Source organism: Geodermatophilus sp. SYSU D01036 (assembly GCF_054050435.1).
Window position 1 is genome coordinate 399317 of record NZ_JBJGZJ010000001.1, and the last position, 24938, is coordinate 424254.

At 77.3% G+C, this 24938-nt stretch carries 30 protein-coding genes and 1 tRNA gene; 20 read left to right on the forward strand and 11 right to left on the reverse strand.

Annotated features, from left to right (window positions below; all coding sequences use genetic code 11):
• Positions 1–139: 139 nt before the first annotated feature.
• The 3 genes from ACI8AR_RS02060 (at position 140) to ACI8AR_RS02070 (ending at position 3638) form a co-directional block, all read left to right on the forward strand.
• Positions 140–2230 carry a SpoIIE family protein phosphatase gene (locus tag ACI8AR_RS02060; protein WP_457049494.1) on the forward strand — a complete coding sequence of 697 codons (2091 nt, stop codon included), beginning with the start codon at positions 140–142 and terminating at the stop codon, positions 2228–2230.
• Positions 2231–2256: 26 nt separating this feature from the next.
• Complete coding sequence (locus ACI8AR_RS02065) at positions 2257–2664, forward strand: YkvA family protein (protein ID WP_457049495.1); 408 nt, start codon at positions 2257–2259, stop codon at positions 2662–2664.
• Positions 2665–2738: 74 nt separating this feature from the next.
• Complete coding sequence (locus ACI8AR_RS02070) at positions 2739–3638, forward strand: alpha/beta fold hydrolase (protein ID WP_457049496.1); 900 nt, start codon at positions 2739–2741, stop codon at positions 3636–3638.
• Positions 3639–3653: 15 nt separating this feature from the next.
• On the opposite strand, the gene ACI8AR_RS02075 is transcribed toward ACI8AR_RS02070, so the two are convergent.
• Positions 3654–4106 carry an SRPBCC family protein gene (locus tag ACI8AR_RS02075; protein WP_457049497.1) on the reverse strand — a complete coding sequence of 151 codons (453 nt, stop codon included), beginning with the start codon at positions 4104–4106 and terminating at the stop codon, positions 3654–3656.
• Between the two features lie 234 nt (positions 4107–4340).
• Between ACI8AR_RS02075 and ACI8AR_RS02080 the strand changes: the two genes are divergently transcribed.
• A complete protein-coding gene (locus ACI8AR_RS02080) occupies positions 4341–5138 on the forward strand; it encodes a bestrophin-like domain (RefSeq protein ID WP_457049498.1) in 798 nt (265 codons plus the stop codon).
• A gap of 70 nt (positions 5139–5208) precedes the next feature.
• On the opposite strand, the gene ACI8AR_RS02085 is transcribed toward ACI8AR_RS02080, so the two are convergent.
• On the reverse strand, positions 5209–6240 hold the full coding sequence (locus ACI8AR_RS02085; protein WP_457049499.1) for a class I SAM-dependent methyltransferase: 1032 nt from the start codon (positions 6238–6240) through the stop codon (positions 5209–5211).
• 210 nt (positions 6241–6450) lie between these two features.
• On the opposite strand from ACI8AR_RS02085, the gene ACI8AR_RS02090 reads away from it, so the two are divergent.
• The 3 genes from ACI8AR_RS02090 (at position 6451) to mscL (ending at position 7903) form a co-directional block, all read left to right on the forward strand.
• Positions 6451–6795, forward strand: coding sequence for an FmdB family zinc ribbon protein (locus tag ACI8AR_RS02090; RefSeq protein ID WP_457049500.1), 345 nt, complete (start codon positions 6451–6453; stop codon positions 6793–6795).
• Positions 6796–6880: 85 nt separating this feature from the next.
• Positions 6881–7498 (forward strand): Flp pilus assembly protein CpaB, encoded by a 618-nt coding sequence (gene cpaB, locus ACI8AR_RS02095; RefSeq protein WP_457049501.1) that lies wholly within the window; start codon positions 6881–6883, stop codon positions 7496–7498.
• Between the two features lie 12 nt (positions 7499–7510).
• Positions 7511–7903, forward strand: a complete 393-nt coding sequence (gene mscL, locus ACI8AR_RS02100) for a large conductance mechanosensitive channel protein MscL (protein WP_457049502.1) — start codon at positions 7511–7513, stop codon at positions 7901–7903.
• Here mscL and ACI8AR_RS02105 read toward each other — a convergent pair.
• Entirely contained in the window at positions 7900–8598 is a 699-nt protein-coding gene (locus tag ACI8AR_RS02105; RefSeq protein ID WP_457049503.1) for a YbaK/EbsC family protein, read from the reverse strand. The genes mscL and ACI8AR_RS02105 overlap by 4 nt on opposite strands.
• 88 nt (positions 8599–8686) lie before the next feature.
• Here ACI8AR_RS02105 and ACI8AR_RS02110 point away from each other — a divergent pair, with 88 nt between their 5' ends.
• The 3 genes from ACI8AR_RS02110 to ACI8AR_RS02120 are packed head-to-tail and all read left to right on the forward strand — an operon-like array spanning position 8687 to position 10280.
• Positions 8687–9049, forward strand: coding sequence for a VOC family protein (locus tag ACI8AR_RS02110; protein WP_457049504.1), 363 nt, complete (start codon positions 8687–8689; stop codon positions 9047–9049).
• Positions 9046–9465, forward strand: a complete 420-nt coding sequence (locus tag ACI8AR_RS02115; protein WP_457049505.1) for a PaaI family thioesterase — start codon at positions 9046–9048, stop codon at positions 9463–9465. Before ACI8AR_RS02110 ends, ACI8AR_RS02115 begins: the two co-directional genes overlap by 4 nt.
• A complete protein-coding gene (locus tag ACI8AR_RS02120; protein WP_457049506.1) occupies positions 9462–10280 on the forward strand; it encodes a phosphotransferase family protein in 819 nt (272 codons plus the stop codon). The genes ACI8AR_RS02115 and ACI8AR_RS02120 overlap by 4 nt, the downstream gene beginning before the upstream one ends.
• Here the strand turns inward: ACI8AR_RS02120 and ACI8AR_RS02125 are convergent.
• The 5 genes from ACI8AR_RS02125 to ACI8AR_RS02145 form a co-directional block, all read right to left on the reverse strand.
• The gene (locus ACI8AR_RS02125) at positions 10250–11212 is read right to left on the reverse strand and encodes an MSMEG_6728 family protein (RefSeq protein ID WP_457049507.1); all 963 of its coding nucleotides are present in this window, start codon (positions 11210–11212) and stop codon (positions 10250–10252) included. The two genes, ACI8AR_RS02120 and ACI8AR_RS02125, sit on opposite strands and share 31 nt — an antisense overlap.
• 31 nt (positions 11213–11243) lie before the next feature.
• On the reverse strand, positions 11244–11402 hold the full coding sequence (locus ACI8AR_RS02130; RefSeq protein ID WP_457049508.1) for a hypothetical protein: 159 nt from the start codon (positions 11400–11402) through the stop codon (positions 11244–11246).
• Positions 11403–11538: 136 nt separating this feature from the next.
• Complete coding sequence (locus ACI8AR_RS02135; RefSeq protein WP_457049509.1) at positions 11539–12393, reverse strand: NAD-dependent protein deacetylase; 855 nt, start codon at positions 12391–12393, stop codon at positions 11539–11541.
• A gap of 41 nt (positions 12394–12434) precedes the next feature.
• The gene (locus ACI8AR_RS02140; protein WP_457049510.1) at positions 12435–12872 is read right to left on the reverse strand and encodes an SRPBCC family protein; all 438 of its coding nucleotides are present in this window, start codon (positions 12870–12872) and stop codon (positions 12435–12437) included.
• 44 nt (positions 12873–12916) lie between these two features.
• Positions 12917–13237: a hypothetical protein gene (locus tag ACI8AR_RS02145; protein ID WP_457049511.1), complete on the reverse strand. Its 321-nt coding sequence runs from the start codon at positions 13235–13237 to the stop codon at positions 12917–12919.
• A gap of 97 nt (positions 13238–13334) precedes the next feature.
• Here ACI8AR_RS02145 and ACI8AR_RS02150 point away from each other — a divergent pair.
• From ACI8AR_RS02150 to ACI8AR_RS02180, 7 genes are all read left to right on the forward strand, one after another.
• Positions 13335–13407: transfer RNA gene (locus ACI8AR_RS02150), tRNA-Arg, on the forward strand.
• A gap of 58 nt (positions 13408–13465) precedes the next feature.
• Positions 13466–13990: a hypothetical protein gene (locus tag ACI8AR_RS02155; protein WP_457049512.1), complete on the forward strand. Its 525-nt coding sequence runs from the start codon at positions 13466–13468 to the stop codon at positions 13988–13990.
• A gap of 64 nt (positions 13991–14054) precedes the next feature.
• Complete coding sequence (locus ACI8AR_RS02160) at positions 14055–14351, forward strand: hypothetical protein (protein ID WP_110004333.1); 297 nt, start codon at positions 14055–14057, stop codon at positions 14349–14351.
• Positions 14352–14401: 50 nt separating this feature from the next.
• Entirely contained in the window at positions 14402–14572 is a 171-nt protein-coding gene (locus tag ACI8AR_RS02165; RefSeq protein ID WP_457049513.1) for a hypothetical protein, read from the forward strand.
• Positions 14573–14696: 124 nt separating this feature from the next.
• Positions 14697–15017 (forward strand): GNAT family N-acetyltransferase, encoded by a 321-nt coding sequence (locus tag ACI8AR_RS02170; protein WP_456928117.1) that lies wholly within the window; start codon positions 14697–14699, stop codon positions 15015–15017.
• A gap of 48 nt (positions 15018–15065) precedes the next feature.
• Positions 15066–16439, forward strand: a complete 1374-nt coding sequence (locus ACI8AR_RS02175; protein ID WP_457049514.1) for a cryptochrome/photolyase family protein — start codon at positions 15066–15068, stop codon at positions 16437–16439.
• The gene (locus ACI8AR_RS02180) at positions 16432–17241 is read left to right on the forward strand and encodes an Fpg/Nei family DNA glycosylase (protein ID WP_457049515.1); all 810 of its coding nucleotides are present in this window, start codon (positions 16432–16434) and stop codon (positions 17239–17241) included. Before ACI8AR_RS02175 ends, ACI8AR_RS02180 begins: the two co-directional genes overlap by 8 nt.
• An 82-nt stretch (positions 17242–17323) precedes the next feature.
• Here the strand turns inward: ACI8AR_RS02180 and ACI8AR_RS02185 are convergent, their stop codons facing one another.
• Positions 17324–17632: a putative quinol monooxygenase gene (locus ACI8AR_RS02185; RefSeq protein ID WP_457049516.1), complete on the reverse strand. Its 309-nt coding sequence runs from the start codon at positions 17630–17632 to the stop codon at positions 17324–17326.
• A gap of 75 nt (positions 17633–17707) precedes the next feature.
• Between ACI8AR_RS02185 and ACI8AR_RS02190 the strand changes: the two genes are divergently transcribed.
• Positions 17708–19114: an FAD-dependent oxidoreductase gene (locus ACI8AR_RS02190; protein ID WP_457049517.1), complete on the forward strand. Its 1407-nt coding sequence runs from the start codon at positions 17708–17710 to the stop codon at positions 19112–19114.
• Here the strand turns inward: ACI8AR_RS02190 and ACI8AR_RS02195 are convergent.
• The gene (locus ACI8AR_RS02195) at positions 19111–20175 is read right to left on the reverse strand and encodes an inositol monophosphatase family protein (RefSeq protein WP_457049518.1); all 1065 of its coding nucleotides are present in this window, start codon (positions 20173–20175) and stop codon (positions 19111–19113) included. The two genes, ACI8AR_RS02190 and ACI8AR_RS02195, sit on opposite strands and share 4 nt — an antisense overlap.
• A gap of 67 nt (positions 20176–20242) precedes the next feature.
• Between ACI8AR_RS02195 and ACI8AR_RS02200 the strand changes: the two genes are divergently transcribed.
• A complete protein-coding gene (locus ACI8AR_RS02200; RefSeq protein WP_457049519.1) occupies positions 20243–21202 on the forward strand; it encodes a glycosyltransferase in 960 nt (319 codons plus the stop codon).
• On the opposite strand, the gene ppc is transcribed toward ACI8AR_RS02200, so the two are convergent.
• Complete coding sequence (gene ppc / locus ACI8AR_RS02205; protein ID WP_457049520.1) at positions 21165–23972, reverse strand: phosphoenolpyruvate carboxylase; 2808 nt, start codon at positions 23970–23972, stop codon at positions 21165–21167. The genes ACI8AR_RS02200 and ppc overlap by 38 nt on opposite strands.
• A gap of 57 nt (positions 23973–24029) precedes the next feature.
• On the opposite strand from ppc, the gene ACI8AR_RS02210 reads away from it, so the two are divergent.
• Positions 24030–24929 carry an SMP-30/gluconolactonase/LRE family protein gene (locus ACI8AR_RS02210; RefSeq protein WP_457049521.1) on the forward strand — a complete coding sequence of 300 codons (900 nt, stop codon included), beginning with the start codon at positions 24030–24032 and terminating at the stop codon, positions 24927–24929.
• Positions 24930–24938: the final 9 nt, after the last annotated feature.

Genomic DNA, 24938 nt, shown 5'->3' on the forward strand with positions numbered 1-24938 from the left:
TGGTGCACCGGCCGCCGTCCGCGGACCAGAGCCGCGACGATCACCCCTACCGCTCCGGCCCGGCACCTGCCAGGGTCGTGCACGAGGCAGCCTCCGTCGAACCAGGCGCGCGGGGCCCCTCCACTGGTCGGAGGCCGGGATGACGCGCCTGTCCGTGCCCTGGCGGCTCGTCCTCGCCGTCGCGGCGGGGTACGCCGCCGGGTCCCTCACCTCGTTCCTGCTGTTCGAGGCGTCGAGCACCGGCGCCGTCCTGTTCCTGCCGGCCGGGGTCACCCTCTCCGCGCTGGTGCTCACCGACCGGCGCCGGTGGCCCTGGGTCCTGGCCACGGCCGCGCTGGTCGAGGTGGGGATCGACCGGGCCATGGGCATCGGCCCGGTCGCCGCCTGGGGCTTCGCCCTCGCCAACACCGCCGAGCCCCTGGTCGGCGCGCTCCTGCTGCGCCGGTTCGCCCCGGTGCCCGACCTGCGCCGGCGCCGCGACCTGACGGCGTTCCTGCTCTGCGGCGTGCTGGCCGGCCCGCTCGTCGGCGGGCTGGTCGGCTCGATCACCATCCACTGGTCGCAGGGCCCGGCGGTGCTCGACGGTCTCGTCCCGTTCTGGGCCGGCGACGGCCTCGGCGCGCTCACGGTGGGCGGCGCCATTCTGACCTGGTGGTCGACCCGCGGCCGGCCGGGAGCGCCGCGGCCCGCCCGGCGGGCGGCGCTGCTGCTCCTGACCGCTGCGGTGACGGCGGCCGTGTTCTGGCCGGTCGACGTCCCGGTGGCGTACCTGACGATCCCCTGGCTCACCTGGCTGGCCGTCCGGTACGGCGTCGCCGTCGTCACCCAGGCGGGGCTGGTCGTCGCGGTCACCGCCAACGTGATGACCGTGGTCGGGCGCGGGCCGTGGGCCCCGCTCCACGACACGCCGCGGATGGAGGCCGCCGTCCTCCAGCTGTTCATCGCCGTCACGGTCCTCGGCGCCTGGCTGCTGGCCGTGGAGATCGGCGAGCGGGACCGGGCGCGGTCGGTGTCCCGCCGGGAGGCCGCCGCGCGGCGCCGGGTGGAGGCGCTGCAGCGGGTGACCGCCGGGCTCGCCACCGCGGCGACGACCGACGCCATCGCCGCGGTGCTGGTCCGCTCCGGCATCGCGCTGCTCGCCGGCTCGGGCGCCGTCGGGGTGGTCGACCGGGACGGCGGCCGGCTGCGCGTGTGGACGACCGACGGGGGCGGGGAGACCGTGCTGCCGCTCGCCGACCCGTCCCCCCTGGCCACCGCCGCCCGCCGCGGCGCCGCCGTCCGCTCCCCGGCCGGGCTGGCGGTGCCGGCCCGGGTCGCCGGCACGACGTTCGGGGCCCTCGGCTTCCGGTCCGCCGACGAGGAGGACGAGGCCGACGACGACGTCGAGGCGATGGCGCGCACGCTGGCCGAGCTCATGGGCCCCGCGCTGCACCGGGCCCGGCTGTACGAGGAGGAGCGGGACGCCGCCCACCAGCTCCAGCGCGCCTTCCTGCCCGCCGTGCCCGAGGAGCTGCCCGGCGCGGTGCTCGCCGGCTGTTACCGCCCGGCCGACCAGCAGCACGACATCGGCGGAGACTGGTACGACGCCTTCCCGCTGCCCTTCGGCCGGGTCGGGTTCGCCGTCGGAGACGTCGTCGGGCACGACCTGCGGGCCGCGGCGGCGATGGGCCGGCTGCACTCGGCGCTGAGCGTGCTGGCCGCCGCGCCGCACGACGGGCCCGCCGCGGTCCTCGAGGCGCTGGACCGGGCGTCGTCGGCCGTCCCCGGCGCGGCGCTCACCACCATCGGCTACGGCGAGTACGACCCGGTCACCTGCCGGCTGCGCTACGCCTGCGCGGGGCACCCGCCCCCGCTGCTGGTCACCGGCCGCGACGCCCGGTACCTCACCGGCGGGCGGTCGCGGCCGCTGGCGGCGGCCGCCGGGCCGCGCGCGGAGGACGAGGTCGAGATCCCGCCCGGCTCGACGCTGCTCTGGTACTCCGACGGCCTCGTCGAGCGGCGCGACGCCGACCTCGACGTCGGCCTCGCCCGCCTGGCGTCGGTCGCCGCCACGCTCGACGGCGTCCACCCCCGGGCCTGGTGCGACGCGCTGATGAGCGAGCTCACCGGCGGGCAGCGGCTGCACGACGACGTCGTGCTCCTGTGCCTGCGGCTGCAGCCGGCCGCTGCCGTGGTGGCGCCGAGGACGCCCCGCCCGGCCACGGTGGTGGAGCCGCAGCCGGCGACGTAGCGTCGCGCCGGCGCGAGGAGGACGCGGTGCCCGGGTGGGCGTGGACGGTGGCCGGGATCGGCGGCGGCCTGCTGCTGTGCTGGCTGGCGCTGGTCGCGGCGCTCTGGGTGACCCGGCCCGACGAGCTGCGGGCGCGGGAGCTGGTGCGGCTGCTGCCCGACGTGCTGCGGCTGGTCCGCCGGCTGGCCGCCGACCGCTCCCTCCCCCGCGGGGTCCGCCTGCGGCTGTGGCTGCTGCTGGGCTACCTGGCGCTGCCGCTCGACCTCGTGCCCGACGTCGTCCCGGTGATCGGGTACGCCGACGACGCGGTCGCCGTGGCCCTCGTGCTGCGCTCGGTGGTCCGCCGCGCCGGCGCCGACGCGGTGAGCCGGCACTGGCCGGGCACGGACGCCGGCCTAGCCGCGGTGCGCCGGGTGGCGCGGCTGCCCGGCTGAGCCGCGGTCGCGCCGCTTGCCCTCCGGGCCGGCCGGCGAGGACGCTGGGGTGCCTGCGGGACCGAGGAGCGGGCATGGCCGTGACCCAGGCACCGGGCAGCGGGTTCGGGACGCTGCGGCACGTGACGGTCGACGGGGCGTCGCTGGCCTACCGGGAGGAGGGCGCCGGCGAGCCGGTGGTCCTCGTGCACGGCGGCCTCGGCGACCTGCGCACGTGGGCCGCCCAGCTGGGACCGCTCGGCGCGCGGTGCCGGGTGGTCGCCTACAGCCGCCGCTTCGCCCGCCCCAACGCGCCGCTGCCCGCGGGTGCGCCGGACCCGATGCCGGTGCACGTCACGGACCTGGTCGCGCTGCTGCGGGCGCTGGACGCCGCGCCGGCGCACCTGGTCGGCAACTCGTGGGGCGCGTACGTCTGCCTGCTCACCGCGCTGGAGCACCCGGACGTCGTCCGCGGCCTGGTCCTCGAGGAGCCGCCGCTGCTGCCGCTGGTGCTCGGCCCGGGACCCCGGCCGCGGCCGGCCGACCTTTCGCGGGCGCTGCGCCGCCGGCCGCGCGCGACGCTCGCGGTGCTCGGGTTCGGGCTGCGGACGTCCGCCCCGATGGCCTGGGCGTACCGGCGCGGTGACCCCGGCCGGGCGCTGGAGCTCTTCGCCCGCGGGGTGCTCGGCCGGCGGGCACTGGCCGCGATGGGCCCGGAGCGCCGGCAGCAGGTGCACGAGAGCGCGGACACGCTGCAGGCCGAGTTCCGCGCGGGGTTCCCGCCGGTGACCGAGGCGCAGCTGCGCACCGTGCGCGCGCCCGCCCTGCTGCTCACCGGCGAGCGCAGCCCGGCGGTCGCGCGGGCACTCAGCGACTGGCTCGCCGACCTGCTGCCCTCCGCCGAGCAGGTCGTCGTGCCGGGCGCCTCCCACCTGGTGCACGAGGACGCCCCCGCGGCCGTGAACGACGCCGTCCTGCGCTTCGTCACCCGCTGACCGGGGACCCGGGCGTCAGGAGCGCTCCGCCGTGGCCGCGATGTCGGCCAGGTCCGCCTCCAGCGCACGGGTCACCGCCCGCCGGCCGAGGGGGCCGGTGACCGCCCCGAGCACCCGCGTGACCGTGGACGTCGGCCGGGCCCCGAACGTCATCGCCAGGTCGCTGCCGCCGTCACCGGCCGGGGTCACCGCGACCGTCGACAGGTACCGGACGCCCGGCCGCACCGCCTCGGTGGTGTACGACCGCTGCGGCTCCACCGCGGTGACGGTCATCTCCTCGGTGGCCGAGCGGCCCAGCATCGTGCGGGTCTCCCGCCACCGCGTCCCGACGCCGAACTCCCCCGGCGTGAGGACCTCCACCGCGTCGATGCCCCGGATCACCCGCGGCGACCCCGCGAGGTCGGTGACCACCGCCCACACCCGCTCCGCCGGCGCCGCCACGTGCCGGCGGACCTCCACGTCCCGCATGCCGCCTCGCTCCCTCGCCGTGCTGCCGCCATCCCGGCGGCACCGACACCCTGCCACCGGGGGCCGACGGACCGGCCCGCTGCGGGCCCGCGCCTCCCCGGCGCACTCGGCCGCTCCGCGGACGGGACCGCGGGCCGGGCCGGACCGGGTTCCCGCCCCCGGCGGGGAGTGCGACCCTGCCCCCGACCACGACGCGATCCCGAGCGCCCGGGATCAGCAGCGCCGGGAGGCAGCATGGTCCGGAGCATCCTCTCCGCCCCGGGATGGCTCGTCTTCATCGGGCTGGTGGTGGTCTTCCCCGCGCTGGTCCTGGTCGTCCAGGTGGGGATCCGGCGCCGCTGGCCCGCTCTGGTGCGGGGCGAGCACAACGACGTGGTGGGCTTCATCATCGCGGTCGTCGGGGTCATCTACGCGGTGCTGCTGGCCTTCGTCGTCATCGTCGCGTGGGAGAGCTTCACCAGGGCCGAGGAGGTGGTCGGCCAGGAGGCGAGCGCCCTGCGGACCCTCTACCGGGACAGCGTCGGCCTGCCCGCGGAGTCGCAGGCGGAGATGCGGGACCTGGTCCTGCAGTACGCGACGGAGGTGGTCGAGGACTCGTGGCCGGCCATGGCCGACGGGCGCCCGGGGGACCCCGAGGCGGGAGACGTCCTGCAGGAGATGGCGGACGTGCTCGCCGGCACGCCCGTCACCACGCCCGGGGAGCAGGAGTTCGTGGGCGCGGAGGTGGACCGGCTGAACGATCTCGTGAGCCTGCGCAGCCAGCGGCTCGACTTCGTCGAGAGCGGGATCCCCGCCAGCCTGTGGATCGCGCTGGTCGTCGGTGCCCTCGTCACCGTCGGCTTCGCGCTGCTGTTCGGCCTGGAGCGCACCGCGCTGCACCTGGTGATGGTGGGCAGCCTCTCGGTGCTCATCGGCGTGCTCCTGTTCGTCGCGGTCGGGTTCAACTTCCCGTTCGCCGGCGACGTCGCCGTGCACCCCACGGCGTTCGAGCGCGTGCTCGACGACTTCGGGAGCCCGGCGGACGGCGACTAGCCGGCGCACGCCGGCTCCGCGGTCACCGTGTGCGCCGGACCGCGGTCGTGGCCCCGGGTGACGGGCGTCCTCAGCGGCTCGCGGTCACAGCGGTGAGCGCGGCGCCGGGAGGGCCGATCCGCTCCGGTGCGTGCGGGTGCAGGCCCGCCTCGCGGAGCTGACCGAGCAGCACGTCGACGGCGGGCAGCTCCATGCGGCCCTCCTGCGCCCTCAGCAGCAGGTCCAGGTGCCGGCTGAACAGCTGCGGCCCGGCCACGGTGGTGACGACCACGAGGGCGCCGCCGGGTGCGAGCAGGCGGGCGACCGCGCGCAGCAGCTCCACCCGCTCGTCGACCGGCACGTAGTAGACGGCGTTGGCGAGCAGGGCCAGGTCGATGCCGCCGGTGAGGGCGCCCGGGCGGCCGGCGGCGAGCACCTCCCGGATGTCGACCACCGCGATGCTGGCCCGGTCGGCCAGCCCCCGCTCGCTCAACGTGCGCCGGGCCAGTGCCGCGGCGTCGGGGTCGACGTCCACGCCGACGCCGGTGGCCTCCGGGGCCGCCTCGAGCACCGCCGCCAGGTACAGGCCGGCACCGCACCCGATGTCGAGCACCCGGCGCGGCCGGCGCTCGGTGACCGTGCGGACCAGCCGGGCGCGGACCAGCGGGGACATCGCGGCCGAGAGCCGGGCGATCACCTCGCCGTTCTCCGCGGTGTCGCGCCGCCCCGGGCCACCGCGCAGCAGCGCCGGCAGATCCCGGTAGAGCTCGGTGTGGTAGCCGCCGAAGCCCTCGTACGACGCGCGCACGACGTCGTCGCCGACGACCGCGCGGCCGAACCGGGTGAGCCGCCACGAGTCCTCCCCGGTGACCAGCCCCGCGGCGGCGAGCACGCGGAGGTAGGCGGCCAGCAGGTCCCGGTCGACCACACCCAGGCGTCCGGCCAGCTGCTCGGTGCCGGCCGGGCCCTCGCCGAGTGCGTCGAGCAGGCCCAGGTCGAGCGCAGCGGCGACGAGCTGCAGCCGGACGCCGGTCAGACCCTCCCGCGCGGCGCGCAGCCGCGCGCGGAGGTCCCCACCGCGCAGCACCTCGGCCAGCACCCTCGGGTCGGGCATCCTCGCCATCGGGCACCCCTCCTCGGCCGGGAGAGCGCGACGGTAGCGCCCGGAGCCACCACCGCGATCCCACGCTCGCGCGACGCGGACGTGACGCTCGCCGACATCCGTGGACGGCGGGTCGCGGCGTGGCGCATCATTGGCAGTCGAGGGCCCCGAGTGCCAGCCTCCGCCGGCACCGGGCCCGTCCCACCCCCGCTCGACCAGGAGTGCCACGCCGTGCCCACGTACCAGTACGTCTGCACCAACCCCGAGGGCAAGCACCAGTTCGAGGTGGTGCAGTCCTTCACCGACGCGGCCGTGGCCGAGTGCCCGACCTGCGGCGCCCCCGTGCGCAAGGTCTACGGCTCGGTCGGCGTGGTCTTCAAGGGCTCGGGCTTCTACCGCACCGACAGCCGGGCCGGCTCGTCCGCCGGCGACTCGTCGAAGGCCACCGCGTCGTCGTCCTCGGACTCGTCGTCCTCCTCGACGTCGTCCTCGTCGTCGGGCGGCAGCTCGTCCTCGTCCTCGTCCTCGTCGTCGTCCTCGTCGTCGGGCGGCGGCAGCAAGGCCGCCGCGAGCTGAGCCGCGGCCGTCCACAGCCGGACGGCCGCTCCACAGCTCCCCCGCCCCGGCGCCGCCGGGGCTCCCGGGCGCCGAGCCTGGGCCGGTGGTCCGCCTCCGCCGTCCCCGCTCCCCCGCCCTCCTGCTGCGCCGGTGCCTGGCGGCGGCGCTCGCCGTCGGTGCGCTGCTGCTCGCCCTGCGCCCGCCGCCGGCCCCGGTCGCGCCCCCGCCCGCCGGCACGCCGGTGGTCACCGCCGCGGGCGACCTGCCGGCCGGGACGGTGCTGGGCGCCGACCTGCTCGCCACCGCGGAACTGCCGGCCGGCGCGGTCCCGGCCGGCGTCGTGGCCGACCCGGCGCAGCTGGCCGGCCGGGTGCTGGCCGCCCCGCTGCGCGCCGGTGAGCCGGTCACCGACGTCCGGCTGCTCGGCCCGGGCCTGACGGCGCTGCTGCCGGCGGGCCAGGTGGCCGCGCCCGTCCGCCTGGCCGACCTCGCCGTCGCGGGGCTGGCCGCCGCCGGGGACCGGGTCGACGTGCTGGCCACCGCGCCGGGCGCGGGGCGGGCCGAGGCGGTGGCCCGCGGCGCGCTGGTCCTGGCCGCGCCCCGGTCCGGCGGGGACGACGGCGGGCTGCTCGTGCTCGCCGTCGACGAGGCCACGGCCGCCACTCTCGCCGCTGCGGCCACCACCGCCACGCTGACGTTGAGCCTGCCGCGGTCGCCGTGAGGGGATGGCCGGGTGCTCAAGGGCTTCAAGGACTTCCTGCTGCGCGGCAACGTCGTCGAACTGGCCGTCGCGGTGGTCATCGGCACCGCGTTCACCGCGGTCGTCACCGCGTTCACCGACTCGTTCCTCACGCCGCTGATCGCGCTGGTCACCGGGGGCGGCGGGGGCGGCGGCGAGTTCACCGTCGACGGCGAGACCTTCACCTACGGCGCGTTCGTCAGCCAGGTGATCACGTTCGTGCTGACCGCGGCGGTCGTCTACTTCGTCGTCGTGGTGCCGACGAAGCGGATCGCCGAGCGGCGCCGGCGCGGCGCCGAGGCCGGGCCCGCGGAGCCGACCGAGGTGGAGCTGCTCGCCCAGATCCGCGACCTGCTGCGGGAGCGGCAGGGGGATCCGCAGCGCTAGTCGCTGCCCCAGTGCGGCGGCCGGTCCTCCAGGTAGCGGCGGTCCGGATCGCGGTCGTCGGGGCGCTCGCCCCAGCCGAGGTCGCGGTCGTCGGGGGCCCGCTCGGCCGGGGCCGCCGGCGCCGGCGGGGACGCGTCGGCCACCGGCACCCCGAGCCCGTCGATGACCTCCGCCGAGGGCAGCCCGGCCAGCAGCGACCCAGGGACGGCGAGCTTCGCGCCGCGGGTCCCCGAGCCGACGACGACGAGCCCCGCGGCGGCCACCGCCGCGTCGACCAGCACCGGCCACGACACCGGGAGCCCGATCGGGGTGATCCCGCCGTGGGCCATCCCGCTCTCGGCGACGGCGACGTCCTGCGGCGCGAACGACGCCTTGCGCGCACCCAGGTGCCGCCGAACCAGGCCGTTGACGTCGGCGCGGGTGGTCGCGAGGACGACGCAGGCCACCAGCGTCGTCTGCCCCGCCCGGCGCGCGGCCACGACGACGCAGTTGGCCGAGGCCTCCGGCGGCACCCCGTACGCCTCGGTGAACGCGGCGGTGTCGGCGAGCGCGTCGTCGACGGGGGCGACCCACGCCGGCCCGGGCAGGCCGGCCAGCGCGGCCGCGACCGGGCCGGCGAGCAGGTCGGCGCGCGAGGCGGCGGGCGCCCAGGTCAGCGAGCCGAGGACGGGAGGCTGGTCGGTCGGGTCGGACACGTCCCGATCTTGCCCCCTGGCCGGATCCCTGCGACGGACGGCCCGATCACGGGCGGTGGGGGCGGCGCCGACCGGCCAGGATGGGCGCATGATCGGCCAGTTGCACTCCGTCGTGATCGACGCGCCCGACGCGCACGCGCTCGCCACCTTCTACGCCGAGCTGCTGGGGCTGGAGGTGAGCAAGGGCGGCCCGGGCGACGACTGGGTCGTGGTCAGCGGCCGCGGGCACCGGCTGGCGTTCCAGCAGGCGCCGGACCTGGTCCCGCCGGACTGGCCGGACCCGCAGCGCCCGCAGCAGTTCCACCTCGACGTCTACGTGACCGACGTCGACGAGGCCGAGCCGAAGGTGCTCGCCCTGGGCGCGCGGAAGCTGCCCGGCGGCGGGGGCGACTTCCGCGTCTACGCCGACCCGGTGGGCCACCCGTTCTGCCTGGTGTGGGACGCCGCGTGAGCGCCGAGGTGCCCGACGTCGACCGGAGCAGGGCCAGCGCGTTCGTCGCGGCCACCGGGTTCGACGTCGCAGAGGTCAGCGGCACCCGGGTCACCGGCACCGTCGAACTCGGGCCGGAGCACCACACCCCGTGGGGCGTCGTGCACGGCGGCGTCTACTGCGCGGTGATCGAGTCGGCGGCGTCGATCGGCGCCAGCACCGCCGTCGCCGACCGCGGCCAGTTCGCCGTCGGTGTGAACAACAGCACCGACTTCCTGCGGCCGGTCACCGCCGGCCGGCTCGACGTCGTCGCCGAGCCCGTGCAGCAGGGCCGCACCCTGCAGCTGTGGCTGGTGCAGCTCACCCGCGCCGAGGACGGCAAGCTCGTCGCCCGCGGCCAGGTGCGCCTGCAGAACGTGCCGTTCCCGGGGGCGTGAGCGACCGGGCCCGGCGCGCGGCGGCCGCGGCCACCGCGGTGGCCGCCGCGCACGGCCTCCGGTCGACCGGGGCGCGGGTGCTGCACGACGGCGTCAACGTCGTCGTCCACCTGGCCCCGGCGCCGGTGGTGGCGCGGGTGGCGACGCTCACGCCGCTGCTGCGCCCCGACCCGGGCCGCCCGTTCGGCCGCGAGGTCGCACTGGCCGGCGCCCTGGCCGCGGCCGGCGCGCCCGTCGTCCCGCCGAGCGACCTGCTGCTGCCGGGGCCGCACGTGCAGGACGGGCTGACGCTCACCTTCTGGACCCGGGTGGAGGTGCTGCCGCGGACGCCGACCCCGGCCGAGGTGGCCACCGCGCTCGCCGGCCTGCACGCGGTGCTCGCCGGCCTGCCCGTGACCGGGGGCCCGTTGGACACCCCGCTCGACGACCTCGCGGTCTTCAGCGAGCGGGCGGGCGCGTGGGGCGTCGACCCCGCCGTCCGCGCGCGCACGGCGGAGCGGGTGGAGGCCCTCCGTCCCCGGCTCGGCGGCCGGGTGCAGGCGCTGCACGGCGACGCGCACCCCGGCAACCTGCTGGCCACGCCGGACGGCTGGCGGTGGGCCGACCTCGAGGACACCTGCGCCGGGCCGCCGGAGTGGGACCTCGCCTGCCTGCGGCTCACCTCCCGGCTGGACGGCCGGGCCGCGCTGGACGCGGCGGGCGGCCCGTCCGACGCCGAGCTCGCGCCGTGGCTGGAGCTGCGCCGGCTGCACGCGCAGGCGTGGACGAGCGTCGTCCGCGCGGCTCAGACCAGCGGGAGCGCGGGCTCGCGGTAGGTGGTGCCGGCCAGGGACGGCGGCAGCACGTCGGGGTCGAGCACCACGGAGAACAGCGCGCGCGGGTCCTGCAGCGTCGCGGGCGGGCGGGCCGCGGCGCGCGGCACCACGTGGTCCCAGCGGGCCGGGCGGCGGTGCGGCAGCAGCTCGCGGCCGTCGAACAGGTAGTCGCCGAGCACCTCGCCGACGAGCAGGCCGGCGCCGTGCTCGACGGGCAGGGCCACCGGGTCGCCGGGGCGGATCTCGTCGAGGAAGGTCGACAGCTGGCGGAGGTCCTTGCTCGGCCGGCGCCCGGAGAGCTCCTTGGCCAGCGCGCGCAGCTCGGCCGGCGACAGGCCGGTGGCGTCGACGTCGATCCCCGACTGGGTGCCCAGCCCGACGACGCCGGTGGCCAGGCACGCGCCCAGCTCGTCGTGCGCCCGCGGCCGCACCACCCACACCCGGGTGCCCTCGGGCTCGGCCGCCGGCGGGACGTCGTCGGGACCGGGCCAGACGTAGGGCAGGTCGTCGGGCTCGGCGCCGAACAGCGGGGCGAACCGCGGCCGGTAGAAGTCCGGCTCCTTGGCCAGCAGGTTCGACCGGTGGGACAGGTGCAGCGCCTCGTCGCCGACCCAGGAGGGCAGCATCCCGGCGCGGGCGAGCTCGTCCTGCGTGGCGCCCTCGACGTCGGGGGCGAACTCGGCGATCGAGGTGTGCGTGCTGTCGGCGAACCCGCGCTCGCGCCAGACCCGCACCATCGCCAGGCCGTAGACGACCAGCGCCGCCGTCCGCCCGCGCCACATGTGCACGACCGGGTGCGAGGACCAGCCGTAGTCGGGCAGCTCCAGGGCGCGCAGCACCTGCAGCGTCTCGACCCGCTGCTTGCCCAGGCGCGGCGAGTCCAGCAGCCGCGCGCTCTCCTCGAAGTCGGCCACGGGCAGGAAGGTCTGCATCGCGGCGGTTCCTGCCCGGTCGGGCGGGCGGTCAACCGCCGAGCGCCTCCAGCGCCGCCTCCCACCGGGCGCGGCGGGCGTCGTCGTCCTGCTCCCACCAGGCGGGACCGCGCTCCCCCAGCCCGGTCTTGGCCAGCTGCACCCGGTCCCGGGCGGCCCGCCGCGCCGCGGGGTCGGGAGCCGTGCGCACCGCCGCGCGCGCCGTGCCCAGGTGGGAGAGCAGCCGGGCGCGGACGTCGTCGGGCAGGGACGGGTCGGCCTTCCGCCACCGCCGCCCGTCGACGACGACCCAGCGGCCGTCCCGGTGTGCTCGACCTCGCGGCGGGTCACGCGCCGCAGCGGCGGGCCAGCTCGGGCAGCACCTCGCCGAGCGGGGCGTCCACCTTGACGTCGACCTTGGCGTCGCCGCGCGTGGGGCCGAGGTTGACCACCGCCACCGGGATGCCGAGCTCGGCGGCGCGCAGCACGAACCGGTAGCCGCTCATGACGGTCAGGGAGGAGCCGAGGACGAGCAGGCCGGCGGAGTCCTCGAGCATCCGGAAGCAGGTGTCCACGCGGTCGCGCGGGACGGTCTCGCCGAAGAAGACGACGTCGGGCTTGAGCGGCCCGTCGCCGCACGCGGTGCAGCCGACCATCACGAAGCCGTCGAGCACCTCGTCGGGCAGCTCGGCGTCGCCGTCGGGGTTCACCTCGTCCACGCGCGGGCCGAAGGCCGGGTTGGCGGCCCGCAGCCGGCGGTGCAGCTCGTCCCGCCGGGCGACGTCCCCGCAGGCCAGGCAGACCGTCCGGTCCAGCCCGCCGTGCAGCTCGACGACGTCCCGGGCGCCGGCGGCCTGGTGCAGCCCGTCGACGTTCTGCGTGACGACGCCGGCGAGCAGGCCGGCCCGCTGCAGCCGGGCGACGGCGGAGTGGCCGGCGTTGGGGCGGGCGGCGGCCATCTGCGGCCAGCCGACGTAGCTGCGCGCCCAGTAGCGGTGCCGCCCGCGCGGGTCGCGGCGGAAGGTCTGCCAGGTCATCGGCGTGTGCCGGCGCAGGGAGCCGGTGGCGCCGCGGTAGTCGGGGATGCCGGAGTCGGTGGACAGGCCGGCGCCGGAGAGGACGAGGACGTCGCCGTCGGCGACCAGGGCGGCCAGCTCGTCGAGGCCGTCCGCGGTCTGGACGGCGGGGAGGGCGGCGGTCACCGGCCCATGGTCCTCCGTGACCGCCCGCCGCGCCGCCGTCGTCAGGGAAGCCGGCCCTCCAGGCGGCCGAGCAGGTCGTCGTACACGCGGCGCAGGCCCTTGGGGGCGAAGGTGCGCTCGAAGAAGCCGCCGATGCCGCCCGCGCCGTTCCAGGTGGTGCGCACCCGCACGGTGCTGCTGCCGGCGTCGGCCGGGGTGACGGTCCAGGTGGTGACCATCGAGGAGCGGGTGTCGCGCTCGACGAGGGTGCCGTCGGGCTCGGTGACCTCGACGTCCTGCTCGCGCACCCGCTTCGACGTCGCAGCGAACCGCCAGTGCACCCGAGTGCCCGCGCCCTGGCCGCCGGCCTCGACCCGGTAGTCGCTGAACTGCTCGGGCAGCACCTCGCGCCGGGTGCCGGTGTAGTCGGCGAGGGCGGCCCGCACCCGCTCGGCGGGGGCACGGACGACGCGTTCGGCGGTGGCCACGACCTGTCCCATGGCCGCCATCCTGCCCTCGCCGGCGCCGGCCGCGCCGCGGGGGCTCAGCCGGCGGAGTCCTCGGCGTCCAGGTAGGAGCAGCGGAACCGGGCGCCGGCCATGGCCTCGGTGAAGCGGGCCTCCCAGGCGGGGTCGTCGGCCGGGAAGGTGGCGAACACCCGGTCCTCGAGCACGACCGGCGCCCCGTCGGGGCCCGGGTACGAGCAGCGCAGCAGCACCCGCGTCTGCCCGTCGACCTCGTCGTGCGCCGGCGCCCACCGGGCCCGCGGCGGGGCCGCCCGCCGTTCCGCCGTCCAGACACCGAGGCGGGACAGCAGCAGGGCGACGAGCACCAGCAGCAGCACGATCTCGACCACTGCGAGCACACACACAGACGGTAGACACCGGGGACGCTCCGCGGGCCCCTCCCGGTCGTCCCGGTAGCCTCGGCTGCGCACACCCCGGTCGGCGCAGCGCCGACGAGCCCCCGTAGCTCAGGGGATAGAGCATCGGTTTCCTAAACCGTGTGTCGCAGGTTCGAATCCTGCCGGGGGCACCCCTGCCGGGCGTCCGGCGTTCCGGGCGGGGCCGGACGCCCTCTACCGTTCCGGACCATGGCGGACGACGCGGACTCGGCGGGACCTGCAGCGTCGGCGGACGCGCTCCTGGTGCCCCTGTCCTGGGACGGGCGGCAGGGCTGCTACGAGCAGCGGGAGGGCGTCCTCCAGGAGACGGCCCTGCTGTACGTGCGGCTGACCGCCGGGGACCCGGCCGGCCAGTGGGTGGCCTACCGCTTCCTGGAGGCCTGGCGTGAGCACCTCCGGCTCTCCCTGCTCGTCCTCCTCGAGGACCTGCCGGCGCTCACCGGGGAGCCGCTCGCGCTCGACGGGGACGACGTCTTCACCCATTGGAGCGTGGTGCAGGAGGTGCTGGTCGAGCTGTGGCCCGACGCCGCCGAGGACACGGCGGTGACGTCCCGCGCACTGATCCGGCTGCGGACCGCGTTCGGTTCCGACCGCGTCGACGTCGCCGCGGTCCACCGCGAGATGCGCGCTGCGGCGGCCTTCCTCGACGGCGTGGAGGCCCGGGCGCAGGCCCAGCTGGACTCCCTGCAGGACCGGCTCGACGACCTGCGCTGACCCGGCGCGCCCCCGCCGCGGCGTCGGGGTGGGCCCGACGGTGCACCGCGGGTACGGGGGACGCATGGCACTCCGCAACGCCGCGGTCGCGGCCGCCGGCCAGTGGACCGACCCCGACGACGGCATCCGCTACCCCAGCGGCGAGGTGCACGCCTGGGAGCGCGGGCGCAACGAGACGGTCTGCGGCCTGTCGCTGTCCCGCTCCCGGCTGGCCCGCTTCCCGCACGTGAGTTGGGCCGACGTGCAGCCCGAGTCCGGCCGGCACGCCGAGGAGGTGCAGGCCGTGTGCCGCCGCTGCCGCGCCGCGCTCGGCGCCCGCCGGGACGACCGCGGGTGGACGCGCACGAACCCCCGCCCCTGACGGCCGCTCGGTGGTACCCCTGTACCACCGAGCGAGCAGGGAGGGTCGTCGTGGACTTCCTCGTCGTGGCACTGGTCCTGGCCGTCGCCGTCGGCGCACTCGCCGTCGGCGCCGCGCACGCCTCCCGGCCGGAGGACCCGTGGGGTCCGAGCGTGCTCCGCCTCGCCCCCGTCGCGTTCGTCGCGGGCGCCGTCCTGGCGCTGTGGGGCGGCACCGGCTGACGAACCCGTCCGGCGGACACTGGTTCGAGAAGGAAACCTTCGCGGCTGCGAGGCGTTACCGTTCCAGATGCACGTCGTGCCCCCGGCAACGGCGCCGGGGCATAGCGGAGGTGGGAACGCAACGATGGAGACCACGGTGGTCGACGTCCCCGAACGGGGACGGTTCGAGGTGCGGGTCGGCGAGCGCGTCGTCGGACTGGCCAGCTACCACGTCGAGAACGGCACGATGGCCCTGCCGCACACCGAGGTGGACCCCAGCATGGGGGGTCGCGGACTCGGCAAGGTCCTGGTGGGTGGCGTCCTCGACGCCGCCCGCGAGCGCGGACTGCACGTCCTGCCCTACTGCTCCTTCGTGCGCCACTACATCCAGCAGCATCCCGAGACGCTCGACCTCGTCGCCGACGAGGACAAGCCCCACTTCGGTCTGGCCACCGCCGACCGCTGACCCGGCGCTGACCTGCGGCCCCGCGCCGGGCGACCTAACCTGGCGCGGGTGCCGACAGCCCTGCTCTGGTTCCGCCGCGACCTGCGGCTGCGCGACCACCCGGCGCTCGTCGCCGCGGTCGAGGCGGTCGGCCGGGGTGGCACGGTGGTGCCCGTCTTCGTCGTCGACCCGCGGCTGTGGGAGCCGTCGGGCCGGCCGCGGCGGGAGTTCCTGCGCGGCTGCCTGGCCGACCTGCGCGAGCGGACCGGCGGGGCGCTGGTCGTCCGCTCCGGGGACCCGGCGCGCGTCGTCCCCGACCTCGTCCGCGAGACGGGCGCGGCGAGCGTGCACGTGTCCTCCGACGCCGGCGTGTACGGGCGGGCGCGGGACGCGGCGGTCGAGCGGGCGCTGGGCGAGGTCCCGTTCGTCCGCACCGGCTCGCCCTACGGCGTCACCCCCGGCCGGCTGACCAAGGACGACGGGACGCCGTTCAGAGTCTACTCGCCGTTCGCGCGGGCCTGGCGGGCGCGCGGCCTGCACTCCCCCGCCCCCCTCCCGGACGACGTCGTCTGGGCCGACGGCGTCCGCTCCGAGGACCTGCCGCCGGCGCAGGACCTCGACGGCACGGTGCTGCCCCCGGCCGGCGAGCGCGCCGGGCTGGACGCCTGGGCGCTGTTCCGCGACCAGCGGCTGCTCGGCTACGCGGCCTCGCGCAACACCCCCCGCACCGACGGGACCAGCCGGCTGTCGGCGCACCTGAAGTACGGCACCGTGCACCCCCGGACGCTGGTGGCCGAGGCGCAGGCGCTCGCCGGGGACCACGCCGAGGCGGTGGAGAGGTTCACCGGCGAGCTCATCTGGCGCGACTTCTACGCCGACGTCCTGTGGCACCGCCCGGAGACCGCACGCGAGCCGTTCGACGGGCGGATGAAGCGCATGCAGTACGACACCGGCCCGGTCGCCGACGAGCACTTCGCCGCCTGGGCCGAGGGGCGCACCGGTCACCCGATCGTCGACGCCGGGATGCGGCAGCTGCACGGCGAGGCCTACGTGCACAACCGCGTGCGGATGATCGTGGCGTCGTTCCTCTGCAAGGACCTGCACGTCGACTGGCGCCGCGGCGCCCGGTACTTCCTCGACCACCTCGTCGACGGTGACCTCGCCAGCAACCACCACGGCTGGCAGTGGGTGGCCGGAACCGGCACCGACCCCTCGCCGTACCACCGGGTCTTCAACCCGACCCGGCAGGGCCGGCAGTTCGACCCCGACGGCGTCTACGTGCGGCGCTGGGTGCCGGAGCTGCGCGACGTCCCCGACCGGTACGTGCACGAGCCGTGGACCATGCCCGGCGGCCCGCCCGAGGGCTATCCGCTGCCGGTCGTCGACCACGCCGAGGAGCGCCAGGTGGCGCTGGCCCGCTACCGGGCGGTGCGCGGTGCCTGAGGGCCATACCCTGTACCGGCTGGCCACGGAGCAGACGGAGCTGTTCGCGGGCCGGCCGGTGCGCGTCACCAGCCCGCAGGGCCGTTTCGCCGCCGGCGCCGCGCTGCTCGACGGGCGGGTGCTCGAGGAGGTCACCAGCTACGGCAAGCACCTGTTCGCCGACTTCGGCGGCGACGTGCTGCACGTCCACCTGGGCCTCTACGGCACCTACACGACCGGCGTCGGCGACCCGCCGCCCCCGCGCGGCGCGCTGCGGATGCGCTGGGTGGCCGACGGGCCCAAGGGCCAGGGCGTGTGGACCGACCTGCGCGGCGCGACGGCGTGCGACGTCCTTCCCCAGCCCGAGGTCGACGCGATCCTCGACCGGCTCGGCCCCGACCCGCTGCGCACCCGCCGCGGCGGCCCGCTGTCGTACGCGAGGGTCGGCCGCAGCCGGACGGCGGTCGGCGCGCTGCTCATGGACCAGTCGGTGCTGGCCGGCGTCGGCAACGTCTACCGCGCCGAGATCCTCTTCCGGCACCGCGTCTCGCCGTTCCGCCCGGGCCGCGACGTCGGCGCGCAGGAGTGGCAGGCGCTGTGGGACGACCTGGTGGTGCTCATGCGCGCCGGCGTCCGGATGGGCCGGATCGTGACCACGCAGCCGGCCGACCGCTCCCGCCGCTCGGGTGCGGTGCGCCGCGAGGACGCGCACTACGTCTACCGGCGCACCGGCCTGCCCTGCCGGATCTGCGGCACCGAGGTGCGCACCGAGGAGATGGTCGGCCGCAACCTCTACTGGTGCCCCGTCTGCCAGGCGGCCTGACGGCTGCCGAGATCACGTGATCTCGTACACCAGGGCCGACCAGGACGTACGAGATCACGTGATCTCGACGGTAGGGGTGAGCTCAGAGGGCGCCCTTGGCGGGGTCGCCGGCGGGGTGGGCGGTGAGCACCTGGACGGCGGGGCGCTCGGTGAGCTTGCCCTCCAGCTTCGCCGACAGCGCGGTCAGCGGCCCGGCCTTGCCGTGGGTGGCCAGCGCCTCGGGGCTCTCCCACTGCTCGACCATGATGAGGACGCCGCGGCCCTCGTGCAGCGCGTACCGCTCGCAGCCGGGCTCCTCGTGCACCTGCGGCACCGTCTCGAGCACGGCCTGACGGACCTCGTCCAGGTGCTCGGGCCTCGGGCTGATGGTGGCGACGACGACGACGGACACGGGCGGTCCCCTCTGCGGTGGGTGGTCGGCTCGCCGGGGCGGTGATCTGGCGCACCACGCCCCGGCCGGGCCAGGATGCCAGTCGTGGCCGACGACGGATCCCCCGCCCCGGACGGCGAGCGGCCGCTGCGCGTCGCCGTCGTCGGCGCCGGCCCGGCCGGCATCTACGCCGCCGAGACGCTGACCCGCCGCGCGCCGGTCCCGGTGACCGTCGACCTGCTCGACCGGCTGCCCACCCCGTTCGGCCTGGTCCGGCACGGCATCGCCCCCGACCACCCGAAGATGCGGGCGATCCGCGACACCCTGCACCGGGCGCTGGACCACCCCGGCGTGCGGTTCGTCGGCAACGTCGAGGTGGGCACCGACGTCTCGCTCGAGGACCTGCGCGCGCACGTCGACGCCGTCGTCTACACCTACGGGGCGGCGCTGGACCGGGCGCTGGCGATCGAGGGCGAGGACCTGACCGGCAGCCTCGCCGCCACCGACCTGGTCGCCTGGTACTGCGGGCACCCCGACGCCGACCGCGCGAGGGTGGAGGCGGCGCTCGAGGGCGTGCACCGGGCGGTCGTCGTCGGCGTCGGCAACGTGGCCCTCGACGTGGCCCGGGTGCTCTCCCGCGCCCCGCAGGAGCTCGAGCCCACCGACATGCCCCAGCACGTGCTCGACACCCTCGCCGCGACGCCGGTCGAGGAGGTCACCGTGCTCGGCCGCCGCGGCCCGGCGCAGGCGTCGTTCACCACGATGGAGCTGCGCGAGCTGGCCGGGCTGGAGCGGGCCACCGTGCTCGTCGACCCCGCCGACCTCGACCTCGACCCGGCCGCCGAGGAGCGCCTGACCGGCGACCGCAACGCCAGCCGCAACCTCGCCGTCCTGCGCGAGTGGGCCGGCCACCGGCCCGAGCCCGGCCGCGGCCGGCTGTGGCTGCGCTTCTACCGCCGGCCGGTGCGCATCCTCGGCACCGACCGGGTCACCGGGATCGAGGTGGAGCGCACCGCCGTCGACGGCGACGGGCGGGCCGTGGGCACCGGCGAGACCGAGGTGCTGCCCACCGACCTCGTCGTCCGCTCGGTCGGCTACCGCGGGCAGGGCCTGCCCGGCCTGCCCGTCGACCCGCGCACCGGCACCGTGCCCAACGAGGAGGGCCGGGTGCTGCGCGACGGCGCCCGCTCGCCCGGCGAGTACGTGGCCGGGTGGATCAAGCGCGGGCCCACCGGCGTCGTCGGCACCAACAAGCACGACGCCCGCGAGACCGTGGCCTCGCTGCTGGCCGACGCCGAGGCCGGGGTGATCGGCGCGCACGGCGACCGCGACGACCTGGTGCGCACGCTGCGCGCCCGCGGCGCCGAGCCGGTGCTGCTGGAGGACTGGCGGGCCATCGACGCCGCCGAGGTCGCCCTCGGCGCCACCCGCGGCCGCGCCCGCACCACGCTGCACGAGCGCGAGTCCCTGCTGGCCGCGGTGCGGGCGGCCGCGGGACGCTAGTCCCGCACCACGGCGATCAGGTCCCGCGCGCCCTGCGCGGAGGCCGCCGCGACGAACCGGATCAGCGTCTCGGTGTCCGGCCGCAGGGACAGCGGGTCGCCGTCCGGGGTCAGCGCCACCCCGCCGGCGGCGGCGAGCACGGCCAGCCCGCCGGCGACGTCGTGCACGTGCGTGCCGCTGCGGTCCAGGTCGTGCCAGGCGCCGGCCGACCCGTCGGCGACCAGGCACAGGTCGACGGCGGTGCAGCCGGTCACCCGCACCCGGTGCGCCGTCGCGGGCACCCGCACGGTCCGGCCCGACGGCGCGACGACGGTGCTGCCCTCCCGCACCCGCGCCGGCACGCCGTCCCGCCGCGCGCCGGTGTCGGCGGTCCCGGCCCAGCGGCGCCCCGAGGACAGGTCGACGACGAGCCCGGCCACCGCCCGGCCGCGGTGCACCAGCGCCGCCGAGAACGCCCACGGCGGCAGGCCGGCGCGGAAGTTGCCGGTGCCGTCGAGCGGGTCGAGCACGATCCACGGGTCGCCGTCGGACACGGCGGGGTCGGGCCGCTCCTCCGACAGCACGGGCACGCCGAGCGGGGCCAGCGTCCCGGCCGCGGCGGCGTGCGCGGCCTCGTCGGCGGCCATCGACCAGCTGCCGTCGTCCTTGCGCCGGTCGCGGCCGGTGTCGCGGGCCAGCGCCACGGCCACCTCGACCCGGGTCGCGGCCAGCGCGGCCAGGTGCGCGAACCGCGCGGTCAGCGGCGCGTCGTCCGGCGGGGGCGTCACCTCGACCACCCGGCCGGTGCCGGCGTCGCGGACCTGCGAGCAGCCCCAGGCCGCGGCGACGGCGAGCAGCGCCGAGCGGCCCGTGACGTGCGTGGAGCGGTGGAGGACGACGGCCTCGGTGGTGCCCTCGTCGGTCCAGCGGCGGCGCAGGTGCGCGGCGGCGCCGTCACCGACCAGCAGCCGCGCGCCGGGGTCGAGCAGCTCGGGCGCCAGGGCCGCCGGGCCGATGCCCAGCAGCCGGGCCGCGGCGCGCAGGTCCTCCCCCGACGCCGCCACCCGCATCGTGTCCGCCACGGTCCCCCCGCCGTCAGTGCTCCCCCGGCACGGTAGGCCACCGGCGCGCGCGGGGTAGGGCGCCACGGTGACGGCACCCGCGCGCACCTCCCTCGACGACGTCGACGTCGTGTTCCTCGTCCACCGGGAGGCGCCGGAGATGCTCGCCCGGCACCACGCCGCGGTGGCGGCGACGACGGGACGCGGATGGCGCGGCCGGGCGCTGCTGGTGGAGAACGCCGCCGCGCCGGCGACCTCCGCGGCCGCCCGCGCCCTCCTGCGCGACTGCCACCCCGACGCCGACGCCCGGGTGCTGTCCTCCCCGCGCAACCTCGGCTGGGCGCGCGCCATGGACCTCGCGCTGGACGCCTGCACCGGCCGCTACGTCGCGCTGGTCAACTCCGACGGCGAGCCCGACCCGGGCATGCTGCGCCGGCTGGCCGCGGTCCTCGACGCCGAGCCGCGGGCGATCTGGGCCGCGCCCGCGGTGCACGGCCCCGGTGAGGACGACGACCCGCCCGGCCCGCCGTTCCTCGCCGCCGAACTGGCCGGCACCGCGCTGCTCGTGCGCCGGGCGGAGTTCCTGGCTGCCGGCGGCTTCGACCCGCTGTACTTCTTCTACAACGAGGACCGCGACGCCTCCCGGCGGCTGCGCGCGGCCGGGCACCTGCTGCTGCGGGTGCCCGACACCGTCTTCCGGCACGGCAAGGGCGGCCGCACCGCACGCGGGGTGTTCCTGCGCGAGTGGCACTACGCCCGCACCGTCCAGGTGCTCCTCCCCCAGCACGCCGCCCGGCCGGTCCGGGAGACGGCGGCCTTCCTCGCCCGGCGGGGACGCCCGGTCCTCGACCACCTCCGCGACGGCGACGCCCCCGGCGCCGCGGGCATCGCGCTGGCGCTGGCCGAGCTGCCGCGCGGGCTGGCGATGGCCGCCGCCCGGCGCCGCCGCCCCTGGGACGGCGCCCGGCTGGCCGCCTGGCTGGACCGCCACCGCCTGCCGGTGCGCGAGCTCAGCCCGAGTTCCGCAGCGCCGTCGCGATCCCGTTGATCGTCAGCTGGATGTTGCGCCGCACCAGCTCGTCGTCGTCCCCGGTCCGGCGCCGGCGCAGCATCTCCACCTGCAGGTGGTGCAGCGGCTCCAGGTAGGGGAACCGGTTGCGGATCGACCGGGCCAGCGACGGGTTGTCGGCCAGCAGGTGGTCGTCGCCGGTGACCGCGAGCAGCACCCGGCAGGTGCGCTCGTGCTCGGCGGTGATCTGGTCGAACACCCGCGCCCGCAGCTCCTCGTCGGGCACCAGCCCCGCGTAGCGGGCGGCGAGGTCGAGGTCGGTCTTGGCCAGCACCATCCCCATGTTCGACAGCACCGTCCGGAAGAACGGCCACCGCCGGTGCAGCTCCTGCAGCCGGGCCAGCCGCGCCGGGTCGTCCCCGATCCAGGACTCCAGCGCCGACCCGGTGCCGTACCAGCCGGGCAGCATGATCCGCGCCTGGGACCAGCTGAACACCCACGGGATGGCCCGCAGGTCCGCGATCCGGTCGCCGGCCTTGCGCGAGGGCGGGCGGCTGCCGATGTTCAGCTCGGCCAGCTCGCGGATCGGCGTCGCGGCGCGGAACCACTCCACGAACCCCGGGGTCTCGTGCACCAGCGCCCGGTAGGCCGCCTGCGCGCGGCCGGCGAGGTCGTCGAGCAGTGCGTAGGCATCCTCGGCGCCGTCGCCGAGGCCCTCGACGTCGAGCAGCGTGGCCTCCAGCGTCGCCGCCACCAGCGCCTCGAGGTTGCGGCGGGCGAGGTCGGGCTCGCCGTACTTGGCCGCGATGACCTCGCCCTGCTCGGTCAGCCGCAGCGCGCCGGCCACCGCGCCGGGCGGCTGCGCGCGGATCGCCTCGTAGCTCGGGCCGCCGCCGCGGCCGACGGTGCCGCCCCGGCCGTGGAACAGCCGCAGCCGGATCTCCTCGCGCCGCGCCACCTCGACCAGCGCCAGCTCGGCCCGGTACAGCGCCCAGTTGGCGGCGAGGTAGCCGCCGTCCTTGTTGCTGTCGGAGTAGCCGAGCATGACCTCCTGCGCGTCGCCGCGGTTGGCGACCAGCGCCCGGTACACCGGCTGGGCGAGGACGGCGGTCATGGTCTCGCCGGCGCCCTGCAGGTCGGCGATCGTCTCGAACAGCGGCGAGATGCCGACCGGGCAGGTGGGGCCGTCCTCGCCGTCGGGGTCGAGCAGGCCGACCTCCTTGAGCAGGACGGCGACCTCCAGCACGTCGCTCACCGACTCGCACATGCTGATCACGTAGTTCGGGATCGCCCGCGGGCCGAGCAGCGCGACCTGGCCGGCGGCGGCCTCCAGCAGGTCCAGCTCCCCGCGGGCCAGCTCCGACAGCTGCGCGCCCGGGCGCACCAGCGGCCGGCGCATCTGCAGCTCCCCGGCCAGCAGCTCCACCCGGGCGGCCTCGTCGAGGGCGGCGTAGTCGGGGCACACGCCGGCCCACGCCAGCAGCTCGGCGAGGACCTCCTCGTGGACCGAGGAGTTCTGCCGCATGTCCAGCCCGGCGAGGTGGAAGCCGAACACCTCGACGGCGTCGCGCAGCCGGGCCAGCCGGTCGTCGGCCAGCGCGCCCGCGCCGTGGCTGCGCAGCGAGGCGTCGACGACGGCGAGGTCGGCGAGCAGCTCGTCGGGGGTGTCGTAGGGGTCGAGCTCGGCGATCGGCGGCACCCCGGGCACCCGCCCGAGCACCCGCTTGGCGGTGGCGGCCAGCCGGGCGTGCACGCCGTTGAGCGCCCGCCGGTAGGGCTCGTCGGCGCGGAACGGCGAGTCGTCGCGGGAGGCCTCGGCCAGGTGCGCCAGCTCCGGCGTCGGCGTGACCAGCCGGTCGGACATCGACAGCTCGCGGTACAGCTGCACCAGCTCGCCGAGGTGGTGGGCCAGCGCCGTCTCGGCCTGCCGGGTGCTGGCCCGGCGGACGGCGTCGGCGGTGACGAACGGGTTGCCGTCGCGGTCGCCGCCGATCCACGAGCCCGGCTGCAGCACCGGCTGCGTCGGCAGGCCGGCGTGCGGCCAGCGCTCCCGCAGCGCGCGGCGCAGGTCGGCGTTGATCTCGGGCACCACCCGGAACAGCGAGAGGTCGTAGTAGCGCAGCGCCTCGTCGATCTCGTCGGCCAGCCGCAGCCGGGACAGCCGCAGCAGCGCCGTCTGCCAGAGGGTGAGCACCGCCCGCTCCAGCTGCGCCGACCAGGCCGCCTCGTCGACCTCGCCCGGCGCCATCCGGTCGCGCTCCCGGATGAGCTCGGTGACCTCCTGCTGCACCTGCGAGATCGTCTTGCGGCGCACCTCGGTGGGGTGCGCGGTGACCACCGGGACCACCAGCGCGCCGGTCAGCTCCCGCGCGACGACGTCGGGGTCCAGGTCCGCCCGGTCCAGCAGCGCGAAGGTGGCCGCGAGGCTGCCCGGCTGCGGCGGCGACCCGGCCCGGCGGTGGTGCCGCCGGCGGCGCTCGTGGTGCAGGTCCTCGGCCAGGTTGGCCAGCAGCGAGAAGTGGCTGAAGGCGCGGATGACGTGGTTGGCCGCGCGGACGTCGAGGTCGCCCATGCGGGCGGCGACCTCCGCCCGGTCGGTCTCGGAGCGGCGGAGCGCGAAGGCCTGCACGCGCGTGGACTCGACCAGGTCCAGGACGTCGTCGCCGCTCTGCTCCCGGATCACCTCGCCGAGGACCCGGCCGAGCAGCCGGATGTCCTCGCGCAGCGGGGCGTCGTCGGCCCGGCCGTCCCCCTCCGGGTCGCGCCCGGGCAGGCGCAGGTCGGCGACGTCGACGGTGGCTTCCGACATGCGGGCAGTATCGGCCCCCGATGTGACGGGCAGGTGTCCCGGGGGAAGCTCCCCCGCGTGCTGACGCTGCGCGCCACCCCCGCCGCCCCCGCCCCCGCCGACCACGGGGAGGGCCCCACCTGGGACGACGCCCGCACCGAGCTGCTCTGGGTGGACGTCGGCGCCGGCGTCGTCCGCCGGGCCGCCCTCGACGGCGACACGCTCACCGACGCCGGCTCGCTGCGCGCCGGCGACACCGTGGGCGCCGTCGTCCCGGCCGCCGGCGGCGGGTGGCTGGCCGCCGCCGGCGCCGGGTTCACCCACCTCGCCGACGACGGCACCGCGCGGGTGCTGCTGGAGCTGGCCGGCGAGGGCGGCCGCGAGGACGACGGCGGCACCCGCATGAACGACGGGAAGTGCGACCGCGCCGGCCGGTTCTACGCCGGGACGATGGCCTTCGACGAGCGCCCCGGCGCCGGCGCCCTCTACCGGCTGGACACCGACGGCACGGTGACCACCGTCCGCGACGGGCTGACCGTCTCCAACGGGCTGGGCTGGTCGCCCGACGACCGCACCGTCTACCTCGCCGACTCCGGCCCCGGCCTGGTGCACGCCTTCGACCACGACCCGTCCTCCGGCGCGTGGAGCCGCGGGCGGGTGCTGCTGGAGACCGGCGGCCCCGACGGCGTGGCCGACGGCCTCACCGTCGACGACGAGGGCTGCCTCTGGACGGCGATGTGGGGCGGCGGGCAGGTGCGCCGCTGGTCACCGGAGGGCGAGCTGCTCGCCGTCGTCGAGGTGCCGGTGGCCAACACCTCCAGCTGCGCCTTCGCCGGGCCGGACCGCGGCCTGCTGGTGATCAGCACCGCGCACGGCGACGGCGACGGGGCGGGGCGGCTGTTCACCGTGCGGCCCGGGGTCACCGGCGCGGCGGCCAACCCCTACCGCGGCCCTGTCGCCGGCCTGCGGCAGGTGTGAGGTCCGTGC